The 18,575-nt window shown below is 69.9% G+C and carries 18 protein-coding genes; 7 read left to right on the plus strand and 11 right to left on the minus strand.

The genetic code is table 11. From position 1 onward, the window contains the following. Positions 1-222: 222 nt before the first annotated feature. From OG617_RS27035 to OG617_RS27050, 4 genes are all read left to right on the plus strand, one after another. Complete coding sequence (locus OG617_RS27035; protein ID WP_405095759.1) at positions 223-2,262, plus strand: hypothetical protein; 2,040 nt, start codon at positions 223-225, stop codon at positions 2,260-2,262. Positions 2,263-2,541: 279 nt separating this feature from the next. Next, on the plus strand, positions 2,542-3,123 hold the full coding sequence (locus OG617_RS27040) for a carboxymuconolactone decarboxylase family protein (RefSeq protein WP_405095760.1): 582 nt from the start codon (positions 2,542-2,544) through the stop codon (positions 3,121-3,123). Beyond that, positions 3,120-3,992, plus strand: a complete 873-nt coding sequence (locus OG617_RS27045) for an RNA polymerase sigma-70 factor (RefSeq protein ID WP_405095761.1) — start codon at positions 3,120-3,122, stop codon at positions 3,990-3,992. The genes OG617_RS27040 and OG617_RS27045 overlap by 4 nt, the downstream gene beginning before the upstream one ends. A gap of 524 nt (positions 3,993-4,516) precedes the next feature. Continuing rightward, on the plus strand, positions 4,517-4,957 hold the full coding sequence (locus OG617_RS27050) for a hypothetical protein (RefSeq protein ID WP_405095762.1): 441 nt from the start codon (positions 4,517-4,519) through the stop codon (positions 4,955-4,957). Positions 4,958-5,237: 280 nt separating this feature from the next. Here OG617_RS27050 and OG617_RS27055 read toward each other — a convergent pair whose 3' ends face one another. From OG617_RS27055 to OG617_RS27085, 7 genes are all read right to left on the minus strand, one after another. Then, positions 5,238-5,525: a hypothetical protein gene (locus OG617_RS27055; protein WP_405095763.1), complete on the minus strand. Its 288-nt coding sequence runs from the start codon at positions 5,523-5,525 to the stop codon at positions 5,238-5,240. A 651-nt stretch (positions 5,526-6,176) separates the two neighbouring features. Continuing rightward, positions 6,177-6,809, minus strand: a complete 633-nt coding sequence (locus OG617_RS27060) for a hypothetical protein (protein ID WP_405095764.1) — start codon at positions 6,807-6,809, stop codon at positions 6,177-6,179. A 4-nt stretch (positions 6,810-6,813) separates the two neighbouring features. Continuing rightward, the gene (locus OG617_RS27065; RefSeq protein WP_405095765.1) at positions 6,814-7,140 is read right to left on the minus strand and encodes a hypothetical protein; all 327 of its coding nucleotides are present in this window, start codon (positions 7,138-7,140) and stop codon (positions 6,814-6,816) included. A 208-nt stretch (positions 7,141-7,348) separates the two neighbouring features. Next, on the minus strand, positions 7,349-7,945 hold the full coding sequence (locus OG617_RS27070; protein ID WP_405095766.1) for a hypothetical protein: 597 nt from the start codon (positions 7,943-7,945) through the stop codon (positions 7,349-7,351). 168 nt (positions 7,946-8,113) lie between these two features. After that, the gene (locus OG617_RS27075; RefSeq protein WP_405095767.1) at positions 8,114-8,611 is read right to left on the minus strand and encodes a YcxB family protein; all 498 of its coding nucleotides are present in this window, start codon (positions 8,609-8,611) and stop codon (positions 8,114-8,116) included. 189 nt (positions 8,612-8,800) lie between these two features. Next, positions 8,801-9,586, minus strand: coding sequence for a maleylpyruvate isomerase family mycothiol-dependent enzyme (locus OG617_RS27080; protein ID WP_405095768.1), 786 nt, complete (start codon positions 9,584-9,586; stop codon positions 8,801-8,803). Between the two features lie 794 nt (positions 9,587-10,380). Next, positions 10,381-10,521 (minus strand): hypothetical protein, encoded by a 141-nt coding sequence (locus tag OG617_RS27085; protein ID WP_405095769.1) that lies wholly within the window; start codon positions 10,519-10,521, stop codon positions 10,381-10,383. Between the two features lie 192 nt (positions 10,522-10,713). On the opposite strand from OG617_RS27085, the gene OG617_RS27090 reads away from it, so the two are divergent. From OG617_RS27090 to OG617_RS27100, 3 genes are all read left to right on the plus strand, one after another. Then, positions 10,714-10,983, plus strand: coding sequence for a hypothetical protein (locus tag OG617_RS27090; RefSeq protein ID WP_405095770.1), 270 nt, complete (start codon positions 10,714-10,716; stop codon positions 10,981-10,983). 71 nt (positions 10,984-11,054) lie between these two features. Then, positions 11,055-12,173, plus strand: a complete 1,119-nt coding sequence (locus OG617_RS27095; protein WP_405095771.1) for a hypothetical protein — start codon at positions 11,055-11,057, stop codon at positions 12,171-12,173. 160 nt (positions 12,174-12,333) lie between these two features. Further along, entirely contained in the window at positions 12,334-13,011 is a 678-nt protein-coding gene (locus tag OG617_RS27100; protein WP_405095772.1) for a hypothetical protein, read from the plus strand. Positions 13,012-13,156: 145 nt separating this feature from the next. Here OG617_RS27100 and OG617_RS27105 read toward each other — a convergent pair whose 3' ends face one another. The 4 genes from OG617_RS27105 to OG617_RS27120 all read right to left on the minus strand — a co-directional run bounded on the left by OG617_RS27105 (position 13,157) and on the right by OG617_RS27120 (position 18,215). Continuing rightward, positions 13,157-13,690, minus strand: a complete 534-nt coding sequence (locus OG617_RS27105) for a hypothetical protein (RefSeq protein WP_405095773.1) — start codon at positions 13,688-13,690, stop codon at positions 13,157-13,159. A 184-nt stretch (positions 13,691-13,874) separates the two neighbouring features. Beyond that, positions 13,875-14,156 carry a hypothetical protein gene (locus tag OG617_RS27110; protein WP_405095774.1) on the minus strand — a complete coding sequence of 94 codons (282 nt, stop codon included), beginning with the start codon at positions 14,154-14,156 and terminating at the stop codon, positions 13,875-13,877. Between the two features lie 121 nt (positions 14,157-14,277). Beyond that, on the minus strand, positions 14,278-14,775 hold the full coding sequence (locus OG617_RS27115) for a DinB family protein (protein ID WP_405095775.1): 498 nt from the start codon (positions 14,773-14,775) through the stop codon (positions 14,278-14,280). A gap of 575 nt (positions 14,776-15,350) precedes the next feature. Beyond that, positions 15,351-18,215 carry a hypothetical protein gene (locus OG617_RS27120; protein WP_405095776.1) on the minus strand — a complete coding sequence of 955 codons (2,865 nt, stop codon included), beginning with the start codon at positions 18,213-18,215 and terminating at the stop codon, positions 15,351-15,353. Positions 18,216-18,575 lie beyond the last annotated feature (360 nt).

Here is an 18,575-nt window from a genome sequence, read left to right on the forward strand (position 1 = left end):
GAGTTCTCCATTTACAGCAGACGATCATGGAGAGCCACTCCGTCCCGCGATCGGGGCGATCGGGCGACAAGGCCGGGCCAGCCGGCGGGGGACCACCGGCAGGTACTCGTCCCCGGCGCGCAGCGCCCCTTGCCGAGATCCATTCACGAGCGTAGGAAGGACACCACGCTCCACGTACCTTCGTCGATGTCCGCATCGATTCACCGTCGAGCATCAAAGGAGATGCGAGTGGCCACCCCCAGACGGCTCCGTCTTGCCGTGTCCGTGCTGGTGACCGCAGGCGCCGTCCTGCTCGGCGGGGGTGCCGCCGCGGCTCCGCCCGCGAATCCCGCACCGGCCGGGCACCGGGCCTGCGACCCGATCGACCCGACAGCCTGCCTGCTGCCGTTCCCGAACGACTACTTCACCGTGCCGGATCGGACCAGCCCGACCGGCAAGCGGGTGCGGTTCGCGGCCTCCGCGATGCCCGCCAACGCGCAGGGGACCCCGATCGACCCGACGGAATGGAACCGGCAGGACGGGTTCAGTCCCGGCTCGCCGATCCTGGTGCGCGTGCCCGGCCTCGACGCCACGGCGACCGGAATCGCGCCGGTCACCGACATCGGCCGCTCGCTGGCGCCGGACGCGCCGATCGTGCTGCTCGACGCCCGGACCGGCAGGCGCACGCCGTACTGGGCCGAGCTGGACGCACACGCGGCCGGCCAGCCGGACCGGCAGCTGCTGATCATCCGGCCGGCGGTGGCGCTGACCGAGGGCACCCGGTACGTCGTCGGCCTGCGCGGCATGCGCGACGGCAACGAGGCGCTGATCCCGGCACCGAAGGCGTTCACGGCGTACGTGACCGGTGCCGGCCTCGGCCATCGGGACCGTCGCGTACCGCAGATGAAGCGGATCCTCACCGACCTGACCAGGGCCGGCGTCAAGCGGCACAGCCTCTACCTGGCCTGGGACTTCACCGTGGCCAGCCGGCACGGTCTGACCGGGCGGATGTTGGCGATCCGGGACGGCGCGTTCGCCGCCCTCCGCCGGGCCGCACCGTCGTTCACCGTCACTCAGGTGACCGACTACCCACCGGAGCAGGAGCCGCTGATCGCCCGGCAGGTGACCGGCACCATCGGCGTACCGTCCTATCTGACGGGCGACGGCGGGCCCGGTTCCCGGCTGCACTACGGCCCGGCCGGCGGCGGCGGAACGCCACCGAAGCCGAACGCCCTGCCCACGCCGTCCGGCGCGACGGTCGCGGCGGACTTCGTCTGCAACATCCCGCGCAGTGCCTCCGCCGCGAAGCCTGCGCACCTCTCGCTCTACGGCCACGGCCTGCTCGGCAAGCCAACCGAGATCAACGCCGGCAACGTCAAGACGATGTCGAACACGTACGACTTCACCTTCTGTGCGACCAGCTGGATCGGTATGTCCGCCGCCGACGTCCCCTACGTGGCCGGCGCCTTCACCGAGCTCAGTGCCTTTCCCGCGGTGGCGGACCGGTTGCAGCAGAGCTACCTGAACTTCCTCTTCCTGGGCCGGGCGATGATCCACCCGGGCGGATTCGCCGCCCACCCGGCGTTCCGGGACGCCGCCGCACGGCCGCTGATCAACGTGGCCGGCGGGCTGCACTACGACGGAAACAGCCAGGGCGGCATCAACGGCGGCGCGCTCACCGCCATCGCCCAGGACTGGACCCGGTCGGTGCTCGGCGTGCCGGCGATGAACTACTCCACGCTGCTGCAACGCAGCGTGGCCTTCGCCCCGTTCCAGACGATCATGGACGGCTACTACCCGGACAAGGTCGACCAGCAGCTGATTCTCGCGCTGCTGCAGATGTTGTGGGACCGTTCCGAGGCCAACGGGTACGCCCAGCACATGACCGACCGGCCGTTGCCGGGCACCCCGGCGCACCAGGTGCTGATGCACGTGGCCTTCGGCGACCAGCAGGTTTCACCCGCCGCGGCGGAAGTCCAGGCGCGCACCATCGGCGCCCGCCTGCACACCCCCGCGCTCGCCGACGGCTGGTCACCGGACGTGCGGCCGTACTGGGGCATCGCGCCGATCCGCAGGTACCCGTACACCGGCTCGGCGATCGTGATCTGGAACAGCGGCGCGGCGTACGCGCCACCGCCGACCAACCTCGCCCCGGCCGGGCCGGAGTACGGCGACGATTCACACGAGTTCCCGCGCGCCCAGGCCGGAGCCCAGAAACAGAAGGCGGTGTTCCTGCTCACCGGCAAGGTCATCGATGTATGCGCGCGGAAGCCCTGCCCGTGACGCGGTAACCGGTCGCGCCCGACGGGCCCGCCGGGGGTCACCACCCCCGGCGGGCCCGTGGGGGACGCTCTGCCTCCGAAGCCGAGTACGGCCCGTCCCCCGATCACCGGCAGCCGTAGCTCACTGTCGTCTGGTGCGACGGCGGTCCGGTGCCGCCGAGCGGCTGTCGGCCGAGGCGGTAAGGCCGCGGAGCGGTCCACCACGGTGGCGTAGCGGCGTGATGTCACAGGACGCCGCCAGCCGGCGTCTCCATGTCACACCGGCGACAAGGAGACGGCGATGACCAGTACCACCCGCGTTCCCCGCACCGAGATCACCGGCCTCTATGGCGGCCTGCTCAAGGTGGCGATGCGCAAGATGCTCGGCGGCGTGCCGGAGGGCGCCGAGGTGATGTGGCACCACCCGCGTGTCTTCAAGGACATGATGAGGTTCGGTGGCCGTACCGAGAAGTGGGACCGGCTGGACCGCAACCTGGCGTCCTTGGCGACCATGGCTGCGGCCGCTGAGGTGGGCTGCAGCTTTTGCCTGGACCTCCACTACTTCATGGCCCACAACAAGGGACTGGACGAGGCGAAGGCGCACGAGGTCCCACGGTGGCGGGAGTCCTCGGTGTTCACGCCGGTGGAGCGCCGGGTGATGGAGTACGCCGAGGCGATGTGCCAGACCCCGGTGACGGTCACCGACGACATGACCGCCGTGCTGCTCGAGGACCTGGGCGCCGCCGGGGTACTGGAGCTGACGGCCCGGGTGGGCGCCATGAATCTCACCGCCCGCGCCAACGTCGCCCTCGGCATCCGCTCGCAGGAGTACGCCGCGTCGTGCGGCCTGCAGCCCCTGGCCAGCAGGGTCGCGCACACATGATCGGCGACCCGTTCGTCCGGCATCGGAGCCTGCTGTTCACCGTGGCCTACGAGATGCTCGGTTCGGCCGCGGACGCCGAGGACGTCGTGCAGGAGGCCTGGCTCAAGTGGGACGGCGTCGATCAGGCTGAGGTGCGCGACCCGCGGGCCTTCCTGGTCCGGGTCGTCACGCGGAAGGCGCTCGACCGGCTGCGGACGCTGGCCCGGCGGCGCGAGGAGTACGTCGGTTCGTGGCTGCCGGAGCCGCTGCTGACCAGCCCCGACGTCGCCGAGGACGTCGAACTGGCCGACAGCCTGTCGATGGCGATGCTGCTGGTGCTGGAGACGCTCACCCCGACCGAGCGCGCGGTCTTCGTGCTGCGCGAGGTCTTCGACCTCGGGTACGACGAGCTGGCGGAGGCGGTGGGCAAGACGCCCGCCGCGGTGCGACAGATCGCACACCGGGCCCGGGCCCGCGTCGCCGAGCGGCGTCCCCGCGGCGTGGCCTCCCCGGCCGAGACCCGGGGAGCGCTCGAGGCGTTCCGGCGGGCGATCGAGACCGGCGACCTTCAGGGCCTGGTCGACCTGCTGGCACCCGACGTGGTCGCGCTGGGCGACGGTGGCGGCGTAAAGCAGGCCATGCCGCGCCCGGTCGTGGGCGCCGACAGGGTGGCTCGCCTGATCACGGCCGGTTTGGCGATCTTCGTCGATCGGATGTCGGCGGAGCTGGTCCAGGTCAACGGCTGGCCGGCGCTGCTACTCCGCTTGGACGGGGAGATCGACAGCGTCATGTCGGTGCGGGTCGTGGAGGGATTGGTCAGCGGCATGTATACCGTCCGCAACCCCGAGAAGCTCTCGCGGATCCTGCGGGAGGCTTCGCTCAGTCGCTGAGTCCGGCCACCCCGGTCCGCTGAACTCGGCCAGGGCTGGGGTGCGGCCCGAGACGGCCAGCAGCAGGGCGAGGGCCGGACCGGTCCCGGCCCGGCCCGCTGGTCGATCTGCTCGTCGGCCGGAAGAAGGTCAGGCCTCCAGCCGGAGACGTGGGGGGTCATTGGGAGTCGCCCCGCGCCGTGGGTGTTGCGCAGGATCGGTCTGCTGTCGCGGTCGTCGGCCGCCCGGCCGATGGCTCTGGCGACAACGGGTGGAAACGGGACGAGGACGCCCTTGCCGCCCTTGCCGCGTACGCGGAGGACGCGTGATCAGGGCTTCGAACTGGAGGTGGCACAGGCCGAGGGTGGGTGATTCGGCTGGTACGACGGGTCTGCGGACGTAGCCGGCTGGCGAGTGCGCCAGGATGGCGTCGACGACGCGGACCCGGTAGAAGCCGACCACCACCAGCACCCCTTGACGGACTGGCGGCGCTCGCCGGGGCCGGGGCTGTCGTTGGCCGGGGGCTGACAGGCTAGTTTGCTCGGATGAGTCTTCTCGATGACGTCGCGAGGCGTGACAGTTGGCGGTGCTGGGTGTGCGACGAGCCGGTCGACGCCGACATGTCGGTGAACGACCCGCGTGGTCCCAGCGTCGACAGCCGCACCGCCGACAAGAAGGCCAAGGTCGCCGAGCGACTCGCGCACCGTGCCTGCAACACCCGCAAGGGCGCTGTCAAGGTGGTCATCGCCTGGCCGGACCGTCTGCACGTGGTGGAGCCCGCGCCGCTGATCGCCGTCGCCGAGCGGCTCGAACGCAAGGGTGGCCGCGAGTTGGTCGCCCGCTGCCCGAGCAGGAAGGACGCCCAGGAGGCGGCGGACTGGTTGGTCGACCGGTTCTCCCGGCTGGTGCCCGGACTGCCGGTGACCGCAAGCGTCGACGCAGGCGGCGGACAGTACCTCGTCGCCCTGGCCGCCGGCCGCCGCTGACCGGTGGCCCCGGTCGGCGGCGGCCCGCCGCCGACCAGGGCAGCCCGGACCCGAGCCACCACCAGCGCTGCCGCACCCACGACGCCCCCGCCGCTTACAGTGCGTCAACGGCGGCGAGTGGCTCGAGCGTTCTCAGCGGCAGATCAGTACACCTGGCCGTCGTCGACGCCAAGCCACGGGTGAGGCAATGCGCCCGGCAGCTCTCCGGACGCATTGGTATCGGCAGGGTCGTATACCGGCTGTCTCCGGCCGGTGGCGTCGGTGGTGATCAGTTTCCTGATCAGAAGGGGGGTGCGTCCTCGCCCATCAACGCCAGCACGACGCCTCCTTTCCCGCTCTTGAGGCTCTGGACCACGACTTTGCCGGTGCTGCCGTCGGGTAGTTCCAGCGTGAAGGTCCTCCCGACGGCGTTTTTGGGGCCGTTGCCGGCGCTGTTGGCGGGTCGGAAGTCTCCTGCCCACGGTGGGGTGCCACCCTTGCGGGCGGGCTCGGCGAAGAGTGCGGCGGTGCCGGGGGTCCTGGTGCCGTCCGAGGAGAGAAGCACTGAGGCGCTGCGATAGGTAGCCATATGCGCCAAGGCTATCCCGGACTGCGCTCGTTTGCGCCACGGCAACTGCCCCGCAAACGCGAACGGCGACGGGGAGCGTCCTTGATCTGCTCTCACCCCTTGGGTCGACCGTGCGTTGGCCGCGGCCCGGGCCAGACCCCCGATCACCCGAACCCGCAGCTTCGGCGGCCGACAGCCCGCCGGCTCGGCCGACGGACGGACGAGACGAGAGACGAGACGCAGCCCTCGGCCAGCACGCATTCCGCGACTTCCTGCGGTGAAAACGCGTGCCCGGCGCGGTGTAGAAGCTCGAGGCCGCTGATCGCCCGTCCCCGATCCAGGTGCCCGATGATGTCCGCGAGCTTCCCCGGGGCGGGCAATGTCATCCAGGGCAACTCGGACAACAGGGCTTATCCCGTCCACCCCGGAATGGGTCCGGGCTGGTTGGTCATCGGGTGGTCTCCGGGCTGCGGTAGTCGGCGACTACGGGCAGGGCCACCGCCACGACCGGAGCGGTTCGTATCGGCAGGACCAGTGCTCAGCGGGGGAATGGTGGGGTCGACTGCTCGTCCCGCGATGACACCGGCAAGCGCCCGCAGCCGGCCGGGCGGGCAGGGCTGCGCCCCGGTGGCCATGCTGCGGAGATAGTCGGCGCCGCCGGCCGCTGCGAGGTCACCGCTGCCGCGTGCCGGTGAGCCGATAGCGCCGCAGGTCCCGGCGCGTACGCAACACCGTCATCAGGAGGAGCAGGCCGAGTCCGGTGCCGGTGAAGCCGTACCCCAGATTGCGCAAAGGCGGGTAGGACTGCATGGTGTCCGGCAGGAACCAGCCACGTGGATCGACCAGCGCCTCCAGCCTGTCGCCGACCTGTAGATCATGCTCGGACTTGTAGGCCATCTCGCCCACGTCCTCGCCGCTCGCGACCGTGGCGACCCGAACCGCCTGGTAGGTGCCGGGTGTGGACTCGCCGGAGCCGTCCTCGGTGATCACGACAGCCACCCGCTCCCCGAACACTTCGAGGTAGGCGAGGCCCACACCGATGGGGGCGACGGCGAGCAGGCAGATCGAAGCGATCGTCATCGGCACGATCCACTGCGGTTCGACGTCCATCTGGTCCTCGCCGATGAACCAGACCATCCCCATGCCGAAGAGACCGAGCAGTATGAACACTGTGCTGAGCACGACGACGATCAGGTTGAGGCCGCGGCTGTAGAGAGCGCCTGCCGCGCCTCCCGCCACGAAGCAGGTGAGCAGGGATCCGAGGGTCAGCAGGATCTGCCGGACAACCAGCCTAGTGCGGGGCACAGGCTCATCGTGCGGGGTTGGCGCAAGCCCTGGCGGAGGTCAGACGCCGAACGCGGCGATGGGCATGCTCGGCGAGGGCGTCAGCGTCGCGACGGTCGGGGCTGCGGTCACCGGCTTCCTTGCCGTACCCGTCGAGGCCATCCTGGTAGAAGCGGTCGAACATCAGGCTGAGGCAGAAGTACACCTCGGCGGCCTGCCCGGTGGGCAGCTCACCCATCGCGCGGGCCACGAGGGCGGCATGGTGGATGGGGAGTTGGAGGGTGATGGTGGCGGGCATCTGCTCGTCGTCGAGGGCGATGTTGGTGACGCGGGGTCCGGGCTGGTCGGTCATCGGGTGCCGCCGGCTGCCTCCTTTTCCCACCAGTTCAGAACATCGTGACAGCTTCTGTGCCGGCGCTGCACGGACGGCGGCCGATGAGGATGCCTGCCGAGGGGCACCGTGGTCGCTTAAGAGCGGCGCTTAACCTACTCGGCAGTGCGCAACCAGACCGGATTTCGGTGGGGAAATAGGCAGAGGCGCGGATCGCGGTCGAGGTGGGTCAAACAAATCTCGGCGAGGCTCCGGGTACGGGGACCGGGCCGGCGGACATAGCCTTCCTTTCCTTGCCCACCATCCAAAGGTACTTGTCGAGGTCCCGCATTGAATACTCCTCAAGGCCGTAGTGCGTGCGAAACCCGCTGATCGAGCGGTGCCAGATCGCGTAGTCCGTTCCCCAGTGTTCGCCAGGCGCGAAGGTGTCGAACCTCTCGCCCTGCCTGAGCAGCGCGCTGAGGACGCCAACTACGAGGGAGTCGTAGATGGGATAGACGTCCGGCCGGTGGAAGTTGCAGTATTTGGTCGCAAAGGAGTAGTTGCGCCGCCTCTTGCCGCCAAAATCAACGTTGGCGATCTTCTCGATGAGGTCGGGGACCACGGTGTTAGCGGCCAGCGTGGCGTCGATGTCCAGGGTGATGATGTGCCGTGCCACCTGGACCACGCCGAAGATGTTGGTTGAGTAGAGCCCGTTCAGCGCTGCGATCTTGACTCCCACCTCGCCGACATCTTCGTTTCTCGGCATTGCTTCGAATGTCATCTTCAGCGCGGCGTCGATCTTTTCATTGTCACCTTCACGCCAGCGCGCGAGGTACTTCCGCACCTGGTCAGGAGAGGGGGTCGGGATGGGTGGCAGGAAGGCGGACACGGGCACCTATTCGTTGTCTGGAAAGAATCCCACTCTGCCGTTCGCAGCGATGGACGCGCCGTCTCGCGATCGTTGCCTGCGCCGGATATGCAATAGCGACCACGCTGAACGCGGCAACTGATTTCACCGAAGCTGGAGCAGCCCACGTCTGGCCATGTAGGCTCGCAACGTCTCGGCATCCTCGGCGGACATCAAGCGGCGTGGGATCACGGTCGCCGGCATCCGGCCGACGTACACGATCCAGAACTCAGGCGTGTCTTTTACCTGGGCGACCCCGTCCCAGGCGATGCCACCGGACTCCAAGCCGCTGCGCATCATGATGTTGTCGTCGGTGATGTCGTAGGCGCCCTCGACAGCGTAGCGACTGGAGCGGCGCCGGGCGCGCAACCGCACCCACGGCCAGTACAGCATCGACAGCAGACCACCCACGACCATCGCCATCCACAGCGGCGACATCTGCTCGCCCCATGCGAACCCCCGCGAGACGGCGAGACCGATCGCTCCGACCGCCGTCAGCACCGCGCCGATATAGCCATACTTACGCAGCCGGACACTGCTGAGCGCAGCGGCCACGCGGCCTGGGTAGGCGGGATCGGCTGGGACGTCAAAACGGATGTGCACGCCAGAACGATAGTGCCCCCACCCGCCCGCGGCAGCGCCTGACTCCCGCTCCGCTGGCCGGATCGTCGGGGCCGCCCGTTGTCAGCGGCAGATGAGCGCGTTCGAGCGGCTCTGTCGGCGACCGATCATTGCCACCTTCCCGGGAATGGGCATGCCCTCGGGGCGCACGAGATGCCGCATCGTCACGCCCTACTCATCCGGATTCCAGGCCCTGAGCAGGTCGAACAGACGTCGGTCACCGTCGAGCTGCAGGGAGTCGATCGGGATACGGTCGTACAGCACGAGGACCACCTCACCAGCCGCGCCCCGGGCGGAGGCGGCGGGCGCGTCCGGGCCCTCGCCAGCGGCGGTTGCGATGGGGAGACGGGTGGCCCGTGCGCCATCGGCGGAGAGCGACAGGCGCCAGGAGCGGCCCTCGGTGGCGTGGAAGTCGACGGCAGTGGGCTTGTGCGGCCAGGCGCTCGTCGTTGCGCAGCAGGTGGACAGGAACTCGTCGACGCCGTCGAGTGCTACCTCGTCCGGCAGCGGCTGCGGGGCGCCCAGGGTGACCTGGGCGTCGTAGGTGTGCACCGCGACCTCCTGGAGCTGGTGCCGGGCGACGGCACCGCAGGTCTGCGGCGACTGCGACCTACCCCACCACGTCCAGCAACCGCGATCCGGGCCGGCCTCCCGCAGTGCGTCCAGTAGCTCCTGTGTCGATGCGGCCGACCAGGCCAACAGGGCCTCGCGCTCCCGAGGCGCAGCCGGGGCCCCCTCCAATGCGGACTTGGCAGCGGCGGCAGGCCCTGCGGCGATGGTGGCGGCCCAGGAGCGGCGCCCCTCGCCCAGGTGCTGCGCCAGATCGAACAGCGTCCACTCGGGGCAGGTCGGCACCTGCACGTCGAGGCTGGGCGCGGAGGCGACCGCGGCGCGGAAGGCGGTCGATCGTTCGTCGATCAGCCGCAGCAGATCGGGAAACTCCAGAGTCTCTTCCACTCCGGCTGTCTATCACCGTGCTCCGACAACCGGATAGCGATTTTCATGGCCGACGCGGCAAGCGCGTGGCATGGGCCGCGCGCCCTCGGATGACGAGCACCGAACTGTGAGGCACGGTCATCGGCAAGACCGACGCTGTCTCGATTGACAACTGCGACGTCGCGTGACGTGCGGTCAGCGGCTGATGTGCGGGCGTTGGTGTTCTCGGGCCATGGGTGCCACCTTCGCCGCGGAGGGTTGGGCGAGAACGGCTCTGGTGATTCAAGCTGATGGGGTGCCATGATCGGTTCGTGTCGCTGTGGGACGCCACCTGGCGCATCGGAGTACCGCTGGTCGTCGTCGGCGGCGCCGCAGCCGCTGGGTCCGTCGCATTCTCCGCCCCGCCCGACAAATTCCCGCGGCCACGGGGCTGGCAGTGGGCGTGGGTGGGGCTATGGCTGATGACGGCCGGTGAGGCGGCGTTCGGCCACAACAGATCATGGTTCGAGCGTGCCTGGAAGGGTGCCACCGCGCTGCTCGTTGCCGTAGCCGTCACAGTCGCTGTGTGGCGCCACTACCGGTGGCGAAAGCGTGTCCGGCTTGCGGACGACCCGCCTCCGCTCGTCACTCGGCCACCTCGGTCGGACGCGTAGCCCGCTCACCGGCAAGATCAAGCCTCGTCTTGACCGACCGGCTGTGACGCTGCGTGACGTACGGTCTGCGGCAGATGCGGACGCGCGGCGGCATCTCGCGCTGTACGTGGCGGGTTGTGCTGCTCGTGCTCGGCACCACCCCGCGCACCGTCGACAGCGACCTCATCGAAGGTGTAGTACGCGGAATGGGCCGGCACGGTCCTCGACGTCGACGTCGAGGCTCTGCTGGGCGCAGGGTTCGATGTCGACCAGGTCGCCCCCGTCGCAGGCGATGGCGATGGTGACGGCCTTGTCGGTGAACACCCGACCCCGTTCGTGGACCGGGTGAACCCGGCCCTGGCCAGAACCGTCGAGATTCCCGAGGTCAGACCGATCCGGTCGGCGAGCATCCGCAAGCCCGCCGGATGCTCGCCGCGCCAGGTCACGGCAGCGACCGGAGTTTTGGCACGGTACAGGCGATCGGCCGGCTCGGCCCACCACACTCGATCTCGCACCATGCGCCACCTGCTCACGTTGCTGCCAGTCGGGTTCAGCGCCGAGGCAGCCGAGGCCTCAGGAGTTACTGCCACCGCCACCGAGTTGGTGTGCTCCGGTGGCATCTGGGACTACCACGACACTGCCGTGCTGGTTGAAGCCTTGGAACGGATGCGTGCCGCGGGACGGCCGACCCGACTGCGCTTTCTCTACGCCCCAGCCGGCAAGGTTCTGGTCTGCCTGGGCCGCGATGGCGCGACGCGCCCGACTTCGATCAGCGGCAGGCTGTGATCGGCCGACCGCTTTCGGTAGGGTACGGGCGTTGATCGTAGGCGATGGCCGGGGGTCGGAGGGGTGCCGGGATGACTCGACGGGGCGGGCGGTGGACGCGGGTCGCGCTGCGCCTCGCGCTGCTGCTCGGCGGTGTCGTCGTGGCGTGGGGCGTCCACGAGAGCGCCACCACGTCGGTCGCCTACGCCGCCGACCGTCCGCTGGCCGCGCCGGTGGACGCGGCCGTCGACCTGCTCACCGGCGTCCTCCGCCCGATCCTCGATACGACGGCACCACCGCCTGCTCCAGAAGTACCTGCCGACGAGACGGCCCCCGGCACCCCGCCGAGCGGAGCCGACCCTCTCCCGGCGCCAGCCCGACCGCCGGCCCGACCGGCAACCCGGCCGGCCAACCAAGTCACTCCACCGCCGGCCCGGCCCGTCCGGGTCGGCACGCCGAAGCCCGCCGCTGGCGGTGCGAGCCGACCGGCCACCCGGCCGCGTGGCGGGGAGGTGCTGGCACCGGTGGGTGATGTTCTCCGTCCGGTCACGAAGCCGCTCCAGGCCGGAGTGCTCACCCCGGTGACCGAGGTACTCCGCCCGGTCACCGACCCGGTACGCACCGGGGTCCTAGCGCCCGTGGCAGACGCCCTCAGCCCGGTGACCCAGCCGCTCGCCCCGGTTCTCTCGCCCGTCTGGCGAGGGCTGGAGCCGCTGCTCGAGCCGTTGGACCCCGTGCTCAAGCCCCTCGAACCGGTGACAGGCCTCTTGGACCCGCCCACCGGCCCGACGGCCGCGCCACCATCCGCGCCGACCCTGCCGGCGCCGCCGCTACCCACGCCGCCGCAGACCGGCCCGGGCTGCTGCGCCGGTTCCGGCTCCGGATCAGTCGGCGAACCGGCCGGGCCCGTTTCGGGCCCCGCCACCACGAGCACCTCATCACACTCGCAGACGGCAACCGAGCTCTCGTTCCCGCCGCGCCTCGTCGGGCCGGACGGGCCGGACCCGCTCCGGCCGGACGCCGGCTCCGCGCCAGCCGCGCCCTCTCCCGGCACCAGTGGATCCGGCTCGTCCGGCACCGTCCACGGTCACGCCGCCGAAGCCCCCGCTTCGGTGTGGACGCCGCCCAGCCTGGCGGGGCGCCGCTGCCACTCGACCGGTGGCGACGCCCTCCCGTCCCGCTCACCCCGCCCGGGCACCCGGCCCGCCTGACCGGCGGGCCGTTGCGTGCCGTTGCGCGGCACCGGCGGCCTCTGCGTACCCGTATGCCTTGACGGCCCTTGGTGGCCCGCGCCGGCCCGCGCGGCGGTCCCGCGACGACGCCGGCATCCTCCACGACGTACCCGATCAAGATGGTGACCAGGAGTTACCCATGAACATGAGCACGCCTGTCGTCCGGGCCCGCTGGTGCGACATCGGCCGGATCGCCGATCTCGTCACCGAAGCCCTCGCACCCACCGACCTCGGCGCCTGGCTCGTCCCCGACGAGCGACACCGGCCAACCATCCTCGCCGCCGTGGCCCGGATCTGGACCGAACACGCGCTGCTCTTCGGCGACGCGTTCCTACTCCCAGACGGCACGGCCGCAACCGTCTGGTTCCACCGCTACCGGCCGATCCCGCCCCCAGCCCAATACGCCGATCGGCTCACCGACGCGTGCAGCACATACCTCGACCGGTTCCTTCAGCTCGACCAGGCCCTCGCCGCCCGACGGCCCACCGAGGCGCACAACCACTTGGCGCTGCTCGCCGCGCCCGGCCCCGCGGAGCCGGGCCGGGCCGCAGCGGTCCTCGCCGGAGCGCAGCGCTGGATGGACAAGCTCAGCCTCCCCACATACGCCGAGGCCTTCACCGACGCCGACCGAGAACTGTTCCAGCAGCACGGATACACCCACCGAGACACCCTCCCGATCGACGGCCACACGACCGCGCATTCGATGTGGAGGTGGTCGCCGTTCTTGAGCGACCGGTCCAGCCGTAACACCCGCCCACCGGTACGGCGTCCACTCACCCAAAATTCTGTCTCGCGGATCATGAATCCCGCTCGATAGACCCGTGCGGCACGAGGAAATCTGACGAACCACGAGTGGGCTGTGCTGGCGCCGCTGCTGCCGGCACAGCCCACTCCGAGGCAACCAATGGCGGCCTTGCCGGCGCGGCCTGGCAGCGGTGCCGCACCCACTGAAGCTGTAAGAATCAACATGTCGACGTGTCGTCTGGCGTGACGGACGCGATGAGCGCGGCGGCGGAGGTGAAGCGCCGCGCGCCTGGCGCTGGTGTCCAGCCGTGTTGCTCGAGTAGCGGGACGACTTCGGTGAAGGCGTTGCCGATGGTTTGTGGGCTGACGTCGAACAGCTGGGCCAGGACGTCTCCTTTGCATAGGCCGCGTTGGTGGAGGACGGTGGCCAGGACGCGTTCGGCTTGGGTGATCTTCTGGCGGAAGACGCCGCTGCGGGTGCCGGGGAGCCGGTCGCGGCTGCGGCGCTGGTGACGCAGCCGTTCGGTCTGGGCAGCGTGCGGGAGCGTCAGCCGTCGTACCAGGTCTGCAAGCTCTGCCCGGCTCATCCCGGTCAGGGACGGGTGGGACAGCGTGTGGGGCAGGTCGGGCCGCGGCGTTGCGCTGCTGTCGCCGCTCAGGTAGTCGGTGAGGGCTTGGACTGTGGTGAAGCGCAGGGTGGTGGCCGTGGGATCGTTGCTGGCAGCGGCGGGGTTCTGGTGGGGCGGATTCAACCGGTCGTCGCAACAAACGCCACCAGGACACCGGCCACTGATTCATGACAGTGCACGCGACATGACGATGTGGGCGGGGCCGATACGGCCGAACCGCACGACTCCGCGCCGAGGCGCTGCCGACTTCTCCAATACATGCTGTGGCACCCGCTCGGCGTCAGACCCGTGCCCGTCATAAGCGGCCTCACGCAAGCTCGCGAGACGACTTCCCCGTCTCCTCGTGCTCCGGTCGGAGCACCACCCATCCAAGATTCTGGTTGACCAGCGCGGTGGCCAGCCTTCGAAGCACGTGTGGAAACTGATCCGCATCGGCCGAGACCTCGACGTCGAGATGCCATCGCCCCGATCCGCTACCCGCGCCGATCACTTCGCCGTCCGCTCGTAGAGCAGTTGCGAGTAGCTCTTCGACGTCATCGCGATCAACGTCGTCGGGCAACTGATGGTTACCAACGACCTCGATGAACATACGTGCGATCATAGGCAGAGCGCGAGGAGGCGCGCGCTCATCGGCACGAGCGGATGCCGAGTGCCGGCGCGTGCCGTTCCACACCGTGACGCATGGATCGCGGCATGAGCGGACGTCCGCACTACTCGTTGATGAGCTGCTCTCGCAGAATGTCTGCGTGCCCACAGTGCTGGGCGAGCTCGCGCAGCACGTGGAGATACACCCACCGCAGCGGAAGCGGGCCCCGCCGGTGCCCGTGAAGGATGTCGTCCAGACCCAGGGACGACGTCGCGTGGCGTGATGCTTCGCAGGCTTCGCGGTGCGCGTGCTGGACGGTGGCGATCGTGTCGTCGTCATCGAGGATGAACGACTCGCCTGACGTCGCAGGAATGCCGATCTCAGCGCGCGACCGGCACGTGACGGCTTCGTTGAACCAGACCTTCTCGACGAAGGTCGCGTGCTTCACAAGACCCAGCAGCGTGGTCCGGGAGGCCACCAGCGATCGGCGCACCTGTTCCTCTGTCAGCCCGTCCAAGCAGCCATTGAGCGCGCCGCGGTGCTCGTCGAGGAACGCCTCGAACTGGGCACGGGCTGGCTGTGCGACGACCTGGTCGACGAAGGTAGGCGGGTAGGAAGGCATGGGCGAAGCATTCCAGGCCGTCGCCCAGGAGCAACTAGCTGACACGGGCAGTAGAGTGACTCGCTGGCCTCGCTGCGCCCGGCCAAGCCGCGCCGTCCTTGACCCCTTGCTGGGCGTCTGACTGGGCGTCGCCGGGCCGAGCGGTATTTGACTGAAGCGGCGCGAGTGATGGGCCCTCGCCGGGGCGAGGTGACCCACCAGGCCCATGTCCGGACGGGCAAGGCCGCCTTGCTGCTGGTCCAGGAACCGGGTGGATTTGCGGCCAGCGAGTCGCCGACGCCGCTGGCTCGGATCGAAGTCCTTACGGGGACTCGCTCGGCCACGCTGGCGTCCTGGGCCCCTTGTCGTCGGAAGAAGGGTCGTGCGCCAGCGAGGTACGAGCTGTTCGCGCAGGATGAGGCCCGCCCCGGGCCGTTCCCGGGGGAGGGGAACCGGGGCGGGCGGTCGGGGAGGGTTGGGTGCCGGGCCTGCTCCAGACCGAGGCGTACGCGCGGGCGTGGGTGGTGGTCACGGCGTGCCGGCCGTGGTGCCGGCGAGCTGGCGCAGCACGGCCGGGCGGGCTCGGTACCAGAAGTTCAGGCGCTTGTTCCAGGAGGCGCGTCGTCGGATGCTGCTGCGGCGGACTGCTTGCCGAATACCCGCTGCAGTTCGGCCAGGATTGATACGGCCGTGTCCCGAAGCGCCGCGAACGCTTCCGGTTCGGCAGCAGCTAGTTCCTCAAGGTACTGCACGCCCTCGGTCGTCATCGCGACGACATGGTCGCTCGCAACGCCTACGGCAAGTCCTACTACACCCACGTTCCGGAGCGATATGGCGAGGTTGGGCAGGTGGGCGTCGCGGTCGGTGGCGGCCAGTTCCCGGCGCAGGTCGATGGCTTCCTCGATGGCGGTCAGGGCTTCGGTGGGGTGGCCGGTCTCTGCGAGTCGGAGTGCGTGGTTGTTGACGGATGTGGCGAGGTTGGGGAGGTAGGCGTCGCGGTTGGTGGCGGCGAGTTCGTGGTAGAGGGTGATGGCTTCGTTGCTGGCGGTCAGGGCTTCGGTACGGCGGCCGGTCTCCGCGAGTCGTACCGCGTGGTTGTTGACGGATGTGGCGAGGTTGGGGAGGTAGGCGTCGCGGTTGGTGGCGGCGAGTTCGCGGTAGAGGGTGATGGCTTCGTTGCTGGCGGTCAGGGCTTCGGTACGGCGGCCAGCCTCCGCCAGTCGTACCGCGTGGTTGTTGACGGACATGGCGAGGTCGGGGAGGTAGGCGTCGCGGTTGATGGCGGCGTGTTCGCGGTAGAGGGTGATGGCTTCGTTGCTGGCGGTCAGGGCTTCGGTGGGGTGGCCGGTCTCTGCGAGTCGGAGTGCGTGGTTGTTGACGGACATGGCGAGGTTGGGGAGGTAGGCGTCGCGGTTGGTGGCGGCGAGTTCGCGGTGGAGGTTGACGGCTTCGTTGCTGGCGGTCAGGGCTTCGGTACGGCGGCCGGTCTCCGCCAGTCGTACCGCGTGGTTGTTGACGGATGTGGCGAGGTTGGGGAGGTAGGCGTCGCGGTTGGTGGCGGCGAGTTCGCGGTAGAGGGTGATGGCTTCGTTGCTGGCGGTCAGGGCTTCGGTGGGGTGGCCGGTCTCTGCGAGTCGGAGTGCGTGGTTGTTGACGGACATGGCGAGGTTGGGGAGGTAGGCGTCGCGGTTGGTGGCGGCGAGTTCGCGGTGGAGGTTGACGGCTTCGTTGCTGGCGGTCAGGGCTTCGGTACGGCGGCCAGCCTCCGCGAATCGGAGTGCGTGGTTGTTGACGGACACGGCGAGGTCGGGGAGGTAGGCGTCGCGGTTGGTGGCGGCGAGTTCGCGGTAGAGGGTGATGGCTTCGTTGCTGGCGGTCAGGGCTTCGGTACGGCGGCCAGCCTCCGCCAGTCGGAGTGCGTGGCCGCCGAGCCAGGCCGCTCGTTCCTGCGGGGGCGTCGTTGGTGGGAGGTCGATGAGGACCTTGGCGGTCAAGGCCATCGCGACCTGGCCCAGTTCCAGGGACGGATAAGGCACCCGCTCCGCCCACACGCGCGCCCATTCGGGATCGATCGCGGCTGTCATGAGCAGAGTCGCTACCCGGGCGGCGAACCTGCCCGGGAACTGCGTCCCAACCTGTAGCACCGCCTCGGTCATCACCGGCACGTCAGCACTCAACGCTATTTCGATCACCTTGACCGCGTCCGGTTGATGCACACACGCCCGACCCAGCACCGTCAACGCCCGCACGGCTTGCGCCCTGGGCAGCCCAGAGAACACCGCCATCTGCTCGGCCGGCGCGCAGTCGCGTAACACCGCCACCGCCAGGCCCTCCGCGAGCAGGTCCGGCTGCAACGTCCCCAATGCCGTACCCGATCCCGCTGACGGATACAAGTTACGCAGCCAGCGCACGAAGGCGCCCACCACCGGTGCCGGCGTGTCCTCGCCCAGCAGCGGTGCCCGACGTACGAGGCCCGCCGCCTGCCCGTCGTCGTCGGCACCGAGTAGCGCCGCGATGCCCACCACCTGACGCAACGCCGCGTCCCGGGAGGTCGCGTCATCGGCAGCCACCAGCCGGGCGCGGCGGGCACAGCCGCGCCAGTAGCGCGCTTCGTGGCTGATCACCTCGGCCAGCACGTCGTAGCGGCCGCCACCGCGTGGGCCACCGAGGACCGCGACCAACGCCTCGGCGTGCAACCGCAACACCGGCGTATCCGCATCGTGGGCCTGGGGCGTGAACTCCGCCGGCGGCGCGTACCGAAGGTGGTCGGCGAACTGTGCCACTGCATCCGCGACGATCTCGGAGGGGGCACGCTCCTCGACGCGTGCCGGCAGCTCGATCACGTTCGCCGGCATCGTCAAGGCATCCACCAGGTGCGCCTGTTCCGGGTACGCGGCCGACAGGGTGGACCACCACAGCCCGGCCGTGCGGGCCAGCAGCAACACCCGCACACCCTCGGCCCGTTGCGCCGTACACAGCAGAGCCGCCAGCGACGCCGGGTCGCGGGTCTCGGCGTAGTCGACCATCAGCAACAACCGGGAGGGAGCCTCACCATCGGCGACCAGTTGCGCCACCCGTGCTTCCCCCTGTGGCGCGACCGGCCACCACGTCCAGCCCGCCAAGCCGGTCGCGAAGTGTTGGGCCAGCCGGGTCTTGCCCACCCCGCCGCTCCCCACCAGCAGGCGCACCGGTGATGCGTCCGGGTCCGCACACCACGTCTGCAACCCCCGCAGGACCCAGCCCCGGCCGAAGAACCGAATCACTGCCGCTTGGGGATGCAACAACCACGCCACCGAGGCCGGGAGGTCCGCCACCAACACACCGGCCACCGCCCGGCCCTGCCGCTCGTGCCGTTCTCGCCGGGCCGCCACCCACTGCCCCAGGGACGGGCCGAACCCACCCGCAACGGCCGCCGTAGCGCCCGCGACGACCGTCCACCCCGCCTTGTCGTCGGCGACCAACGCCCACACCGCCACCCCGGCCACACCCCCCGGCACCCCCGCAGCCAGGAACCGCCACCACAACCCGCCGCCCCGGCCCCGGACCATTCCCGCACACTACTGAAAGCGATCGAGCCAACACACCGACGAACGTCCGGCGGCGACCTCCGCTTATCGGCGCAGCGAGCCTGTACGAGTGGGATGAGGCCCGCCCCGAGCCGGTCCCGGGGGAGGGGAACCGGAGCAGGCGGTCGGGCAGGGTTACCGTGGCGCGCGGACCCGGGACAGGAAGCGGTTGGTCAGGTCGCGCGGCGGGGCGGACGGATGGAGCCTCGCCGTGCTGTCTTACCCCGCCACGATTCCGCTGTTCAGCCGCCCCGC

This window comes from Micromonospora sp. NBC_01412, from assembly GCF_045040215.1.
Classification (GTDB): Bacteria; Actinomycetota; Actinomycetes; order Mycobacteriales; family Micromonosporaceae; genus Micromonospora; species Micromonospora rubida.

Excerpts from the sequence above, each read along its gene's own strand:
- OG617_RS27035 (WP_405095759.1), top strand. The coding sequence starts at position 223 with ATGCGAGTGGCCACCCCCAGACGGCTCCGTCTTGCCGTGTCCGTGCTG.
- OG617_RS27040 (WP_405095760.1), top strand. The coding sequence starts at position 2,542 with ATGACCAGTACCACCCGCGTTCCCCGCACCGAGATCACCGGCCTCTAT.
- OG617_RS27045 (WP_405095761.1), top strand. The coding sequence starts at position 3,120 with ATGATCGGCGACCCGTTCGTCCGGCATCGGAGCCTGCTGTTCACCGTG.
- OG617_RS27050 (WP_405095762.1), top strand. The coding sequence starts at position 4,517 with ATGAGTCTTCTCGATGACGTCGCGAGGCGTGACAGTTGGCGGTGCTGG.
- OG617_RS27055 (WP_405095763.1), bottom strand. The coding sequence starts at position 5,525 with ATGGCTACCTATCGCAGCGCCTCAGTGCTTCTCTCCTCGGACGGCACC.
- OG617_RS27065 (WP_405095765.1), bottom strand. The coding sequence starts at position 7,140 with ATGACCGACCAGCCCGGACCCCGCGTCACCAACATCGCCCTCGACGAC.
- OG617_RS27090 (WP_405095770.1), top strand. The coding sequence starts at position 10,714 with ATGCGCCACCTGCTCACGTTGCTGCCAGTCGGGTTCAGCGCCGAGGCA.
- OG617_RS27095 (WP_405095771.1), top strand. The coding sequence starts at position 11,055 with ATGACTCGACGGGGCGGGCGGTGGACGCGGGTCGCGCTGCGCCTCGCG.
- OG617_RS27100 (WP_405095772.1), top strand. The coding sequence starts at position 12,334 with ATGAACATGAGCACGCCTGTCGTCCGGGCCCGCTGGTGCGACATCGGC.
- OG617_RS27110 (WP_405095774.1), bottom strand. The coding sequence starts at position 14,156 with ATGTTCATCGAGGTCGTTGGTAACCATCAGTTGCCCGACGACGTTGAT.
- OG617_RS27115 (WP_405095775.1), bottom strand. The coding sequence starts at position 14,775 with ATGCCTTCCTACCCGCCTACCTTCGTCGACCAGGTCGTCGCACAGCCA.